Below are 11,848 nucleotides of genomic sequence, written 5' to 3'. Positions count from 1 at the left end.
GCGGCCCGGCTGTCAGTTGCCTCAAACCTTGCGGATGGCCTCCAGCGCTTCTTCGAGAAGCGCCACGGGAAGGGTCAGTCCCATGGTCAGGAGGATGGTCTGGGCTTCTTCGATCCGCCGGATCGCGCCCTCGCGCCCCTCACCGTCAGCACCGGGCGCACGAGCCGCGGCGTCCGCGACGGCCCGAAGATGTTCGCTCAACCTACCACTCCTGGCTTGGGCGCGTTCCCAAGCACGAATATGACAAAGGATGTCTTTAGCTGGAATATTTCGTTAAAAATAGGACCATTTTGGAGCCAATTGTCCCTTTTCGGGAAAGGGTTTGCACGGTTAATGCGTAGTCCTACCGAGGAGATAAGTTTTGCGGGCAAAGATTGCGCTGGTCGACCGCGACCCCGGCCGACGCGCATCCGTCTCTCGCCTGCTCCTGGGTGCAGAGTACCATGTCGAACCGTACGAGACGCCGGGCGAGCTGGCGCTTGACCGGCGCCGGCCCGACCTCCTGCTCGTCCACGACGAGGGAAGCGATCTGGCCCAAGTCTTCGGGGTCCTCCTGCGCAAGGACTCCTGGGATCCGGTCATCGCCTACGCGGCCGATGCCCCGATCGCCCGCGTGTCGCAGGTCCTTTCGACCGGCGTGATGGAATACCTGGCTTGGCCGATGGACGAGAACGTCCTCGCCCGGAGCGCGGAGTCGGCACTCGAAAATCAGGGAAAGCTGGCCACCCTGCATCGCAAGGCCTTTGCCGCCCGCGGGATATTCCGGCGGCTCAGCACGCGCGAACAACAGGTCCTCATGTCGCTTTCACGCGGGATGTCGAACAAGGAGATCGCGCGCGAACTCGACATCAGTTCTCGCACGGTCGAGATTCACCGGGCGAACATGCAGGGCAAGCTGCGCGAGGAGGACTGGACCCTGCCGGTGGAGGTGGCGTTCTACCTGCGCGTGCCGTCGATCGCCGACGCCGACGCGCTCGACCCCGCGCCCGGCGTCAGCTTTCCTGGACGGCCAGACACAGAGCGCTGATCGCGGCGCCGATCACCGCCACCGCCTCGTTGTCGGCATCGAACATGGCCTCACGGCCGCCCGGCGACATAACCGTAGCGATGAAAATCGCCGAGGCGTTGCCGGACAGCATGAAGCCCCGGTTGCCCTTGAGGCGCAGGGCCGCGCTTTCGATGGCACCGCATTCGAGCAATCGATCGAGCTCGGCCCGCTGCATCGGCGGGCCGAAGAAATCGGCGCACAGGCGCGGTGGCCCCTGCCGGCAGACGGTGTGGAAATCGCGCAGGATCTGCGGTGCTTCCTCGCTGGTCGCGCCGACACAACGATCGAGGAGATCGGTGAGATCGGTCAGCCAGCTTTGGCGAATATCGAAGTCCATGAAGTCCCCGGCAGTCGCCGCGGAAAAAGAACCAAAATGGACCTATGTCAATAAGGGGTACCCCGGTCAGCGCAATCTTGCGTAGCGCCGTCCGTGGCGCTTCACGAAGTCCGACCGAATGAACGGCGGCACCGCGACAGTGAAGGACGTGCGCAGGAGCAGTTCGTCGATCTGCTCCTGGGCGAAGTCGAACAGCGGCTCCGGCAGCGCATCGAGCGCGAAGAACCCGGCCTCGCTGATCTCGCGCTGATCGGGCGTCGGAATGTCGTCGGTCAGCGCAGTCACGACATAGCCATCGATCGTGCGCGGCGGGACTTCCCAGTGGAAGAATCCCTTGAGTTCTAGGTCGCTCAACTCGCACGACAGTTCCTCGCGCACTTCGCGCATGGCCGCCCGCAGCGGATCCTCGCCCGGGTGCATCGCCCCGCCTGGCAATGTCCACAGTTCCGGATCGCGATAGGTATGACGCACGAGAAGGATTTCCTGCCGGCTGTTGCCCACGGCGACGAAGCAGGCGACTTCCCGGTTGGGGACGATCGAGCGCCAGGCACCATTGAGCCGCGAGGCGACCAGCAAGGCCGGGCGGGCGATAGGGGCGGGCAGCAGGGCCAGGACCCGTTCCGCCAGTGCCTTCAGTCCCACGCTCGCCCTCCGGTGCTCCGGACAATTACTTACGTACCGGGGTGCGCTCAACGGGATGGGACCATTCCGGACCATTCTCTCCGCTCATCCCAATAAAATTCCGCTTAGCCACACCCGCTCGGCTCGACGTGCGCCCGCGTTAGCCGGAATGCTGCCAGTTGAGCCAATCTACCGGCCCCTCGATCATCAGCGCCTTGCCGCGCGGCCGGTGCTCGGTCATCATCGCCACCGAGTGCCCTTTGATGGCGACTTACCAGCGCACCGGCCACCGATCCCGCACGTTGGGTTGGGCTTCGCTTTTTTTTCAATGCCGTGTAATTCGAGTTCTACTGCCGAACCCGGTTTTTTGACCTTAATCTCGAGTTGTCCAGCCTCGAATCAGCGGGAGGCAAATCCGACGCGCTTTTTTGAGGCCCGGCCTCTCATAGAGCAAAGTTTGCGACATATGGCGCCTGACCCTCTGCGCGTTAGGACCGTTCTTGTCCGCTGCTTTGGGAGCAGAGGGTCGCATCTTCGAATCCTGTCTCCCCGACCAGTTCAACCGCGGAAAAGCACGGTTTCGGCTAAAGACAAAGATCCGGCAGTGCACAGACCGAGTTCTGTCTATCTGCCGTGTATACACAGAACCCCCCTGAGATGGAGGCCCGTCGCGTCAGGAGGTACAGCAGAGGCCCGCAAGCCCCCGCTGAGGTCAATGCGAGATCCTACGCGTGGCAAGCCACTCAAGTTCAAAGCTGCAGAACGAACCATTTGCTTTAGCCGGCCGTCATGCAAGAAAGAAAGCTGCTAAGCTCCGGCCCAACTAGGCACACGCGGCAGGCCGACGCGGAGCGAACCATCTCGTGGGGTAGGGAATTTGGAAGTTGCCAAAGAGGTCAAGCCATAAGGTCGGTAGCGAGCTTTTCATTGTCGACAATAGCGCAGAGGACTGGAAGGCGCTTCGGTATCTCCACGACTGGTGCCAGCTTTTCAAGCAAATCGATATCGCCGCCGGCTTTTTCGAGATTGGCTCTCTCCTTGCTCTCAATGGCGAATGGCAGAAGGTCGACAAAATCCGAATTCTCTTCGGAGACGAGGCTTCCAAACGTACGCGGAGAGCTTTTGAGAGCGCCCTCAGCGCTGTCACAAGCAAATTCGACCAAAGCTCGGACGTCGAGAAGCGCAAAAAACCACTTCCTCTCGGGTGTCGAGGCCGTCGTCGAAGCCATTCGCTCTGGGCAGATCGAGTGCCGAGTCTATCGCAAAGATAAGTTCCACGCGAAAGCCTACATCACCCACGCGCGGCTGGAGGTAGTCGGGTCATCTGCACTGGTCGGATCATCGAACTTGACGCTGCCAGGCTTCACCGAGAACGTTGAGTTGAATGTTCAAATCACCAGTACGCCGGTGGCCGTGCTTCAGGAATGGTATGAAGAGCATTGGGATGAAGCCGAGGACGTCACGCCAGAAATCTTAAAAACGTTTGGGCGCCACACACGTTCGTTCTCTCCTTTCGAGAGATCTATGCCCGATCGCTGCAGCAGTACTTCGCCGGACACGAGGAGACGGCTTCGGAGTGGGAGGAAACCGGTTCTCGGATATTTCCCGTCCTTGCGCGATACCAACGGGATGGATACGGCGGTCTGCTTAAGCGCGCGGAACGCTACGGTGGAGCGTTCCTTTGCGACGGCGTGGGCCTCGGTAAGGCGTTCATCGGACTTATGCTGACCGAACGGTTCGCTGTTCACGAAAAGAAGAACGTCGCGCTCTTCGTCCCCAAGTCCGCCAAGGAGCTGGTTTGGGAGCGAGAGCTAGGCAAGCGGCTCCCCGACGTTTTCAGACGTTACAGTCGGCTCAAGATCTTCAGTCACACGGATCTGATGCGGGAAAAGGGGGCAGAGGAACTGGAGCAGGTCACGCAGGAAGCCGACGTCATCATCATCATCGACGAGGCTCATCATTTTCGAAACACTGGCACTCGTGGTGAAGAAGAGGGTGATCGGCAATCACGCTCTTGGAAGCTGTTCGACATCGCAGCGGGCAAGCAGATGTTCTTGCTCACGGCTACACCGATCAACAACCGACTTACCGACTTACCGACTTCCAGCATATGGTCCAGCTCTTCAGCCAAAAACAGACCGACTATTTTGTCGGAGGCACGCTCGGAATACATTTCTTGCCCGGATACATCCGCCGGCTGGAGAAGAGAATCGAGAAGGAAAACCATGGCGGCAAGGACGACGACGAACTGGTCTTTGACGACCCTGGAGCGACAGTCAGACTAGCGGCTGACCCCCCTTTTCGACGCTCTTGTCGTGCAGCAAGTCGCAGCTACGTCAAAGCAAGTATGAAGCGCGAGGGCGATGGCGAGGTCATGTTCCCTGAGCCGCGGGAGCCGACGGTTGCCGAATATTCCGTACGGCAGACCTATGGCAAGTTGCTCGATATGGTCGGCGAGGCTTTTCACAAGAAGGAGCGGCTCTTTGTCCTCGGCGTCTACAATCCATATGCCTATTTCAAAGGTGACAGCGAGGACGTCGCAACCGCTCTTGAGACAGGACGCCTCAAGCAGGTTGTCGCCCTGATCAGGACCAACTTCCTGAAGCGCTTCGAGAGCTCGGCGGAGGCGTTTAAACAATCCTGTTGGCGACTTTTGATCAAGTTGCTCGCCTGGATGGAGGTGAATTGCGAGACTGACCACGAAAAGGCCAGGCTTGATCGCTGGAAAAGCCGAACGGCTTCCTCAGTGGTGCGATAGGTTTTCCCCGTGGCAGGAGGGCCTGCCTCTCCCATGAAGCGAGCGGAGCACGTATTGCGAGCCTCCGTTCACGCTGCGAGCTTCCTCCAGGATCACGAGGCACCTGGCTCGACAGCGGAACGGCGTGAGGCCCTCAAGACTTCATCTCGCCGGCTGAAATTCGCCAAACCGCTGCTTCCCAGTCAAACTCGTCCGATTCGGCGTGACGGAGCTCGCGAGGCCGGACATACATATGCGGAGCAATCTGAAGTGCGAACCGGGTGCTCGGGTACCCTTCGTAGACGTCAATCGCGCGCAAGAGCTTTCGTAGCTCGGCGGGACCGGTGATCGCCGCATAGTGCTTCGGCTTCGGCGAAATCAGTGCGCACTTCAGAGGCGCACATGGATCGTACTCAGCTCGAAGCGTCGACACCGCGTATCGGAACACGCGCGACGCAAAGCTGCGTAGGCGCCGTGCCTTTTCATAAGTCCCCCTCTGCTCGTGGCGCTTGAAAACGGCCAGCATTTCGTGGAGGTGATCTCGGCAATCGGCCTGTGACCGATCGACTTGCTCAGCACGCTCGCCAGCCAGTTGTTCTTGACCAGTGTGGCCATTGCCAGACCTTTGGCCTCGCGCTTGGCTATGTACTCGAAGGCGACCGCTTCAAACGTGTCGCCAGCGCGGATATACGCAGCAATTCTCTCTTCGCGCTTGCGCCGCGCCGGTTCGCCACCGCGGCCGATTTCGATCCGCGCTTCGTCGCGCAGCAGGCGCGCCTCGCGCAAGCCTACCTCGGGGTAGCTACCGAAGAAGAGCTTCTTCTCCCTGCCGAACCTGGCGGTACTTCATGCGCCACAGCATGGTGCCGTTCGGGCGTACGAGGACATACAGCCCGCCACCATCGGCGAGCTTCCATTCGCGCTCGCGCGGAGCTGCTTGCTTGAGTTGGAAATCGGTCAGAGCAATGGGGGCCTCCCCTCGAAAAACCATCGATTCGGAGCCGTTTCGACTGGGGGCCTCGGGCCAAAAAGTGCCCCCAAGGCCCCCAGATCGTCAGCGAACGGACTCGAACCTAGATGAACGAACCGGAGGCTATGTTACCGTATTTCAAGGGGTTTTGGAATCGCCAACGGACGTTGGCGAAAAAACAAATGGTGCCAGAAGAGGCATCCAATTTGAGATAATTTCTGCTTCTGTAACAGAGGCTTCTGCGATGTGGGCATTTAGAAAGGTCCGCAAAAGGCCCGCAAAAGGCGTGTAAGGTATTGGTTCGATGCCTTTTTAGGGACCTAGCACCACTTTTGGACCCTTCTGCCGGCGACCGATAATAGCCGCTTTCAACTCTTAGCGGACAACCGTGACCCATGGCGTAAAAGTGAGCAAACGCACACTCGTTTCGAGATTGGTCAAAATATATCTTGACCAGCGAGATCACTAGCGATATTTCGATTCTTATGGAAATGAGTTCAACCGCCGCCGTCGAGGCGCTTGGCGCCCTTGCGCAGGAGCATCGCCTGGCACTGTTTCGCTTGCTGGTTCAGGCCGGCGATGACGGTATGCCCGCAGGCGCCATTGCCGAGATGCTCGGTGTGCCCAACTCGTCCCTATCGTTCCATCTGGCGCAGCTCACGCGCGCAGAGTTGATCCAGCAGCGGCGGCAGGGACGCTCGCTCATCTACACGGCCAACTATGGGGCGATGAACGCGCTGGTCGGCTACCTCATGGAGAATTGCTGCGGCGGTGCGGCCTGCGCGCCGACGGCACAATGCGGCGAGGATGCCGCGCAGCCTCAGGAAAGGATTTCCGCATGAAGCGTCTGCATGTCCACGTCGGTGTCGCCGATCTGAGCACGTCCATCGGGTTCTACTCAACCCTGTTTGGAGCGGAGCCGACCGTGACGAAAGATGATTATGCCAAGTGGATGCTGGAAGACCCCCGCGTCAATTTCGCGATCTCCTCGGGCCACGCTGCCAAAGGCATCGAGCATCTCGGTATCCAGGTCGAAGACGGCGAGGAATTGACCGAGGTTTACGATCGGCTCAAGGCAGCCGATCGTCCTGTCTTGGAGGAAGGCGCGACCACCTGTTGCTACGCCAAGTCGGAAAAGAGCTGGATTGCCGATCCGGACGGCATCGTCTGGGAAGCCTTTCTCACCAATGGCGACGCCACAGTCTACGGCGATCGCCCCGCGCTGGCGGCTCTTTCCACCAATGCCGCCGACGGCGCATGCTGCGCCCCGGCCGTGCCCGCACAATCAGCGAGCTGCTGCGGATGAGCGTCACCATCTACCACAACCCGGCATGTGGGACGTCGCGCAACACCTTGGCGCTGATCCGCGCAACAGGGATCGAGCCCGAAGTGATCCACTATTTGGAGAGCCCGCCAAGCCGGGAAGAACTGGCCTCGCTCATCCAGCACATGGGCATCGGCCCACGCGATCTCATCCGCGAAAAGGGCACGCCTTACGCGGAGCTTGGGCTTGGGGAGCCGTCGCTCACGGACGACCAACTCATCGACGCGATGATGGAGCATCCGATCCTGATCAATCGCCCGATTGTGGTGGGGCCGAAGGGCGCAAGGCTCTGCCGCCCGTCCGAAGAGGTGCTGTCGGTCCTCGACCGGACTCTTGACGCCGATTTCGTGAGGGAAGACGGCGAGGTTGTGCCCGCCAATGGCTGATGCTGGATTGGCGGCGCGGCCCGCAATGTCGAAGTTCGAGCGGTATCTTTCGGTATGGGTGCTGCTGTGCATCGTAGTCGGCATCGCTCTCGGGGCGGCCGTTCCGGGCGCCTTCGCGGCAATAGCCGCTGCCGAGATCGCGCGGGTCAACCTGCCCGTTGCGGTGCTCATCTGGCTGATGATCATTCCCATGCTGCTCAAGATCGATTTCGGGGCGCTCGGGTCGGTTCGTCAGCACTGGAAGGGCGTCGGTGTCACCCTGTTCATCAACTGGGCAGTGAAGCCGTTTTCGATGGCGGCGCTGGGCACCTTCTTCATCGGCTGGCTCTTCGCGCCGCTGCTGCCCGCTGGCGAGATATCCTCCTATATCGCCGGCCTCATCATCCTGGCCGCCGCGCCGTGCACGGCGATGGTCTTCGTCTGGTCGAACCTCTGCGAAGGGGAGCCCAATTACACGCTTAGCCAGGTTGCGCTGAACGATCTCATCATGGTGTTCGCCTTCGCACCCATCGTCGGGTTGCTGCTAGGCGTAGCGTCGATCACCGTGCCCTGGGACACATTAATGCTCTCAGTCGTGCTTTATATAGTGATCCCGGTCGTGATCGCGCAGCTGATGCGAGGGCGCGTGCTGGCAACGGGCGGACAGCCTGCGCTCGACAGATTGCTTGGCGTGCTTGGGCCGATCTCGCTCGTCTCACTGCTGACGACGCTTGTATTGTTGTTCGGCTTCCAGGGTGAGCAGATCCTGGCGCAACCGCTGGTCATTGTGCTCCTCGCTGTGCCCATCCTGATCCAGGTCTATTTCAACGCCGGCCTGGCATACTGGCTTAGCCGCAAGTTCGGTGTGGCCTGGTGCGTTGCCGCGCCAGCGGCGCTGATCGGCGCTTCGAACTTCTTCGAACTCGCCGTCGCCGCCGCCATTTCGCTGTTCGGCATCAATTCCGGAGCAGCACTGGCCACGGTCGTCGGAGTGCTGGTGGAAGTGCCGGTGATGCTTTCGGTCGTGGCCATCGTGAAGCGGTCGCGCGGCTGGTACGAACGACAAGAAGCGCTCGCCTAGGCCAAACTGCGGACATACGATGACGGTCCATAGGAACGCGGCACCAGCAGCATTTCCATCGTGGTTCAACGACCACTGGCGGATCCTCTTGACCCTGACACGATGTCAAACATCATAAGGTGCCGCATACCGATTCGCTTCGAAGGAGCCGGACATGCACGAGACCCATAAGCACCACGACTGCAAGCATGGCTCGCCCGCGGCTCTTCCGGGCGAGCACGATGGCGGGATAACGACCGACCCGGTCTGCGGCATGAAGGTGGATAGCCGCACCAGCTCTCACCGGTTCGAGCTCGACGGAGCGCCCTACTGGTTCTGCAGCGCCAGCTGTCTCGGCAAGTTCCAGGCCGATCCGCAGCGCTATCTCTCGGCCCCGACTTCGGAAGCAAGAACAGCGGGTCTGTCAGATGTGCCCGCCGGCACGATCTGGACGTGCCCAATGCATCTCCAGATTCGCCAGAATGGTCCCGGCACCTGCCCCATCTGCGGCATGGCACTGGAGCCGCTCGAGCCGACGCTGGAGGAAGGTCCCAATCCCGAGCTCATAGACATGACGCGGCGCTTCCGGGTGAGCGCCGCGTTCAGCGTCCCGCTTGTGGTTCTGGTCGTCCTGATGGAACTACTCGGCTGGGAAGTGATGCCCATGCGCACGTCCCAATGGGTGCAGCTGGTGCTCGCGGCGCCGGTCGTCCTGTGGGGCGGCTGGCCGTTCTTCGAGCGATTCTGGCAGTCGCTGCGAACCCGGAACCTCAATATGTTCACACTCATCGGGCTCGGGGTGGGGGTCGCCTTCGGCTACAGCCTGGTCGCGACCCTCGCGCCCCAGATATTTCCTCCAGCGCTCCGAACCATGGGTGGCTTGGTGCCCGTCTATTTCGAGGCTGCGGCCGTTATCACCACGCTCGTGCTGCTAGGTCAGGTTCTCGAGCTTCGCGCCCGTTCCGCCACCGGAAAGGCGATCCGCGCCTTGCTCGGCCTGGCTCCCAAGACCGCCCGCAAGGTCAACTCCGACGGTAACGACGAGGACGTCGAACTGGACCTTGTGCAGGTCGGCGATCTGCTTCGCATTCGGCCCGGCGAAAAGGTACCGGTCGACGGAATCGTGATCGAGGGCAGGAGCTCAATCGACGAATCCATGATCAGCGGCGAGCCCGTCCCAGTTGAAAAGAGCGAAGGTGACCGGGTCACCGGCGCCACGGTGAACGGAACCGGCGGTCTGGTCATGCGCGCCGATCGCGTCGGCCGCGATACGATGCTTTCGCAGATCGTCCGGATGGTTGCCGATGCACAGCGTTCGCGCGCACCGATCCAGGCCCTTGCCGACAAGGTTTCCGGCTGGTTCGTTCCCGGTGTCGTGCTGATCGCCATCGCCACCTTCATCGTGTGGAATTTCGTAGGGCCCGAACCGCGCGCCGCGCACGCACTGGTCAATGCGGTAGCGGTGCTCATCATCGCCTGTCCGTGTGCGCTCGGTCTTGCGACGCCGATGTCGATCATGGTGGGAACCGGTCGCGGGGCGACATCTGGAGTACTGGTCAAGAACGCCGAAGCTCTCGAGCTGACGGAAAAAATTGACACTCTGGTTGTCGACAAGACTGGTACCCTGACTGTCGGCAAGCCGAAGCTGGTCAAAGTTCAGCCGACAGGTGGTTTCGATGAGAGCGAAGTTCTCCGCCTGTCCGCGGCGCTGGAACGCGGGAGCGAACACCCGCTGGCAGCGGCGATCGTCGAAGGTGCGAACGACCGGGGGATCGTGCTGCCGGAGAGTTCCGATTTCGCCTCGATAACCGGCAAGGGCGTAACCGGGCGGGTGGATGGACGCCAGGTCGCGTTGGGCAACGCTGCCCTCCTCGAAACGATCGGCGCGAACACCGGCCCGCTTGAAGGTCAGGCAGACCGGCATCGTTCAGACGGCGAAGGCGTCATGTTCGTCGCCGTCAATGGAAAGCTCGCCGGCATCGTGGTGGTCGCGGATCCGATCAAGGATAGCGCTTCCGAGGCCGTCGCGGAACTGCGCCAGAGCGGCATCCACGTCGTAATGATGACCGGCGACAACCGCCGGACAGCGGAAGCAGTGGCTCGCCGCGTCGGGATCGACGAAGTGATGGCGGATGTCCTGCCCCAGCAGAAGCAGGCGAAAGTAGAGGAGCTCCGTCGCGCGGGACGGCGCGTGGCAATGGCTGGAGACGGCATCAACGACGCGCCGGCTCTCGCGGCTGCCGACGTTGGCATTGCCATGGGCACGGGCACCGACGTGGCGATGGAAAGCGCCGCGATCACCCTGGTCAAGGGCGATCTGCGGGGGATCGTCCGCGCGCGCAAGCTGAGCCGCGCGACCATGGCGAATATCCGGCAGAACCTTTTCTTCTCGTTTGTGTTCAACGCCGCCGGCGTGCCCATCGCGGCAGGGGTTCTGTACCCGTGGTTCGGCCTCCTGTTGAGCCCGATCATCGCAGGTGCGGCGATGGCGTTCAGTTCGGTGGCGGTCATCGGCAATTCGCTGCGCTTGCGGAGCATCCACTTGTGAAGATCGGCGAAGCCTCCAGCGCGTCCGGCGTGAGCCAGCGGATGATCCGGCATTACGAGAAGGTGGGTTTGATCCCTGCTGCCCCAAGGAGAGATTCGGGATACCGGGACTATGATCGGACAGACGTTCACACGCTCGCCTTCATCGGGCGGGCCCGCGATCTTGGCTTCGGTATCGAGGAAATACGGCAGCTGCTGGGGCTCTGGCAGGATCGCAGCCGCGCCAGTGCCGAAGTCAAGGCACTTGCCCTCGCCCGTGCGGCCGAATTGAGGTCCAAGTCTCGGCAGTTGGATTCGATGCGCCGATCGCTGGAGCACCTGGCCGCCGAGTGTCACGGCGATCAAATGCCCGATTGCCCCATCCTCGATGACCTTGAGTCCGTGGGATGATGCGGGCGCATAGGGGCAAACGTGGAAAGCAAGCGCGTACCTTGGACCTCACAAGGAAATTGACCCCTGTTCCGCCCGCGCCTAGGACAAATTCCTGATGCTTCGCCGAATCCATCTCATCCTGGCAGCGCTGGCCATGGTGGTCGCACCTCTCGCGATGCAGTCCGGCGTGGCCATGGCGGCGATGCCGATGGATCATCGCGAGATGGCGAAAACAGGGCATTGCGGCGACGAGAATTCCGGCGGCGACGACGAGTCCGGCGCGATGACACAGTGCTGTGTCGCGATGTGCTCGGCCGTGGCGCCGCTCGGCTCGCCCGCGCTCGACCCGGTCGTCTATCATGCGCCCATTCTCGCCGGCTTCCGGTCGACCGAGCATCGTGCGTTCCTGGCGAAGCTTCCAACACCGCCTCCCAAACTTGCGTGAAATCGCTCTTCTTTCGATTTCA

16 protein-coding genes and 1 pseudogene are annotated in these 11,848 nt (G+C 61.3%); 10 read left to right on the top strand and 7 right to left on the bottom strand.

Annotation, left to right across the window (positions count from 1 at the left end):
* Positions 1 to 21: 21 nt before the first annotated feature.
* A complete protein-coding gene (locus ACWPMZ_RS02145) occupies positions 22 to 201 on the bottom strand; it encodes a hypothetical protein (protein WP_455702367.1) in 180 nt (59 codons plus the stop codon).
* Positions 202 to 361: 160 nt separating this feature from the next.
* Between ACWPMZ_RS02145 and ACWPMZ_RS02140 the strand changes: the two genes are divergently transcribed.
* The gene (locus tag ACWPMZ_RS02140) at positions 362 to 1,027 is read left to right on the top strand and encodes a response regulator transcription factor (RefSeq protein WP_455702366.1); all 666 of its coding nucleotides are present in this window, start codon (positions 362 to 364) and stop codon (positions 1,025 to 1,027) included.
* On the opposite strand, the gene ACWPMZ_RS02135 is transcribed toward ACWPMZ_RS02140, so the two are convergent.
* The 3 genes from ACWPMZ_RS02135 to ACWPMZ_RS02125 form a co-directional block, all read right to left on the bottom strand.
* Positions 993 to 1,385 carry a hypothetical protein gene (locus ACWPMZ_RS02135; RefSeq protein ID WP_455702365.1) on the bottom strand — a complete coding sequence of 131 codons (393 nt, stop codon included), beginning with the start codon at positions 1,383 to 1,385 and terminating at the stop codon, positions 993 to 995. The genes ACWPMZ_RS02140 and ACWPMZ_RS02135 overlap by 35 nt on opposite strands.
* A gap of 66 nt (positions 1,386 to 1,451) precedes the next feature.
* Positions 1,452 to 2,027, bottom strand: coding sequence for an NUDIX hydrolase (locus ACWPMZ_RS02130; RefSeq protein ID WP_455702364.1), 576 nt, complete (start codon positions 2,025 to 2,027; stop codon positions 1,452 to 1,454).
* Between the two features lie 875 nt (positions 2,028 to 2,902).
* On the bottom strand, positions 2,903 to 3,235 hold the full coding sequence (locus tag ACWPMZ_RS02125; protein WP_455704203.1) for a hypothetical protein: 333 nt from the start codon (positions 3,233 to 3,235) through the stop codon (positions 2,903 to 2,905).
* Here ACWPMZ_RS02125 and ACWPMZ_RS02120 point away from each other — a divergent pair.
* Complete coding sequence (locus ACWPMZ_RS02120; protein ID WP_455702363.1) at positions 3,129 to 3,734, top strand: phospholipase D-like domain-containing protein; 606 nt, start codon at positions 3,129 to 3,131, stop codon at positions 3,732 to 3,734. The two genes, ACWPMZ_RS02125 and ACWPMZ_RS02120, sit on opposite strands and share 107 nt — an antisense overlap.
* Before the next feature lie 83 nt (positions 3,735 to 3,817).
* Here the strand turns inward: ACWPMZ_RS02120 and ACWPMZ_RS02115 are convergent, their stop codons facing one another.
* Positions 3,818 to 4,012, bottom strand: a complete 195-nt coding sequence (locus tag ACWPMZ_RS02115) for a hypothetical protein (RefSeq protein ID WP_455702362.1) — start codon at positions 4,010 to 4,012, stop codon at positions 3,818 to 3,820.
* Positions 4,013 to 4,116: 104 nt separating this feature from the next.
* Here ACWPMZ_RS02115 and ACWPMZ_RS02110 point away from each other — a divergent pair, with 104 nt between their 5' ends.
* Entirely contained in the window at positions 4,117 to 4,764 is a 648-nt protein-coding gene (locus ACWPMZ_RS02110; protein ID WP_455702361.1) for a hypothetical protein, read from the top strand.
* A gap of 133 nt (positions 4,765 to 4,897) precedes the next feature.
* Here ACWPMZ_RS02110 and ACWPMZ_RS02105 read toward each other — a convergent pair whose 3' ends face one another.
* Together ACWPMZ_RS02105 and ACWPMZ_RS02100 are read right to left on the bottom strand one after the other, a co-directional pair.
* On the bottom strand, positions 4,898 to 5,269 hold the full coding sequence (locus ACWPMZ_RS02105) for a tyrosine-type recombinase/integrase (RefSeq protein WP_455702360.1): 372 nt from the start codon (positions 5,267 to 5,269) through the stop codon (positions 4,898 to 4,900).
* Positions 5,270 to 5,505: 236 nt separating this feature from the next.
* Positions 5,506 to 5,734, bottom strand: a pseudogene (locus ACWPMZ_RS02100) (Arm DNA-binding domain-containing protein); the annotation flags it as partial.
* A 470-nt stretch (positions 5,735 to 6,204) separates the two neighbouring features.
* Between ACWPMZ_RS02100 and ACWPMZ_RS02095 the strand changes: the two are divergent.
* The 7 genes from ACWPMZ_RS02095 (at position 6,205) to ACWPMZ_RS02065 (ending at position 11,826) form a co-directional block, all read left to right on the top strand.
* Positions 6,205 to 6,555: an ArsR/SmtB family transcription factor gene (locus ACWPMZ_RS02095; RefSeq protein WP_194955811.1), complete on the top strand. Its 351-nt coding sequence runs from the start codon at positions 6,205 to 6,207 to the stop codon at positions 6,553 to 6,555.
* A complete protein-coding gene (locus ACWPMZ_RS02090; RefSeq protein ID WP_455702359.1) occupies positions 6,552 to 7,019 on the top strand; it encodes an ArsI/CadI family heavy metal resistance metalloenzyme in 468 nt (155 codons plus the stop codon). The genes ACWPMZ_RS02095 and ACWPMZ_RS02090 overlap by 4 nt, the downstream gene beginning before the upstream one ends.
* Positions 7,016 to 7,423 carry an arsenate reductase (glutaredoxin) gene (arsC, locus tag ACWPMZ_RS02085; protein ID WP_120718153.1) on the top strand — a complete coding sequence of 136 codons (408 nt, stop codon included), beginning with the start codon at positions 7,016 to 7,018 and terminating at the stop codon, positions 7,421 to 7,423. The genes ACWPMZ_RS02090 and arsC overlap by 4 nt, the downstream gene beginning before the upstream one ends.
* Before the next feature lie 25 nt (positions 7,424 to 7,448).
* Positions 7,449 to 8,483 (top strand): ACR3 family arsenite efflux transporter, encoded by a 1,035-nt coding sequence (gene arsB / locus ACWPMZ_RS02080; protein ID WP_455702358.1) that lies wholly within the window; start codon positions 7,449 to 7,451, stop codon positions 8,481 to 8,483.
* A gap of 154 nt (positions 8,484 to 8,637) precedes the next feature.
* Positions 8,638 to 11,010, top strand: a complete 2,373-nt coding sequence (locus ACWPMZ_RS02075; protein ID WP_120717240.1) for a heavy metal translocating P-type ATPase — start codon at positions 8,638 to 8,640, stop codon at positions 11,008 to 11,010.
* Positions 11,007 to 11,399: a Cu(I)-responsive transcriptional regulator gene (cueR, locus tag ACWPMZ_RS02070; RefSeq protein WP_455702357.1), complete on the top strand. Its 393-nt coding sequence runs from the start codon at positions 11,007 to 11,009 to the stop codon at positions 11,397 to 11,399. Before ACWPMZ_RS02075 ends, cueR begins: the two co-directional genes overlap by 4 nt.
* A gap of 97 nt (positions 11,400 to 11,496) precedes the next feature.
* Positions 11,497 to 11,826 carry a hypothetical protein gene (locus tag ACWPMZ_RS02065; RefSeq protein ID WP_120717238.1) on the top strand — a complete coding sequence of 110 codons (330 nt, stop codon included), beginning with the start codon at positions 11,497 to 11,499 and terminating at the stop codon, positions 11,824 to 11,826.
* Positions 11,827 to 11,848: the final 22 nt, after the last annotated feature.

Source organism: Tsuneonella sp. HG222 (assembly GCF_053819185.1).
Note: the sequence above shows the minus strand (reverse complement) of the source record. Positions and strands in the feature narration are given on the sequence as shown.